3 pseudogenes are annotated in these 482 nt (G+C 41.9%); all 3 read right to left on the bottom strand.

Going from position 1 to position 482, the window contains the following annotated elements:
* Nucleotides 1-97, bottom strand: a pseudogene (locus Xmir_RS34755) (metallopeptidase TldD-related protein); the annotation flags it as partial.
* Nucleotides 89-196: pseudogene (locus tag Xmir_RS34750) on the bottom strand (IS110 family transposase); the annotation flags it as partial. The pseudogenes Xmir_RS34755 and Xmir_RS34750, both read right to left, overlap by 9 nt.
* Before the next feature lie 46 nt (nt 197-242).
* Nucleotides 243-482, bottom strand: a pseudogene (locus Xmir_RS22360) (transposase); the annotation flags it as partial.

Here is a 482-nt window from a genome sequence, read left to right as displayed (position 1 = left end):
ACAGTGAACCACGGCGGCCTTCAATCGTGCCGTCATCCACGACTGTGCACAGCTCAGAAGCCACTTTTTGCCCAATCTGACCGGAGAAAACAGACGTTCGTGTAAACTTTTTACGCAGAAGTACCTTACCTGATTTATCCTGACAGTGAATACGAAAGGAATGCTTGCCGAGATCGATACCGATAAGTATGGAAATGGCTTCTTATAAAAGCCAGTCGTTCATTAACCGCCTAAATAAGCTTTCATAATAGTGATACACTCATTTTTCTCATCCCCGGTTGTTGCCCTGATGAAAATGAGTTCATAAATTCTTCAACATCAAGAGTTGCCACATAGACTGACAACTGTGATTCCGTGTGACGGTTTCATGCAATGATTGCCACAGGCGTTCAATCTTATTTATCCATGGCGAATAAACCGGTAAAAACAACAAATTAAATTTAGGATTTTGTTTTAGCCATGCCCTGACTTTCCGGCTTTTA

Source organism: Xenorhabdus miraniensis, assembly GCF_002632615.1.
The sequence above is the reverse complement of the archived record's forward strand: the minus strand, read 5'-3'. Positions and strand labels throughout refer to the sequence as shown.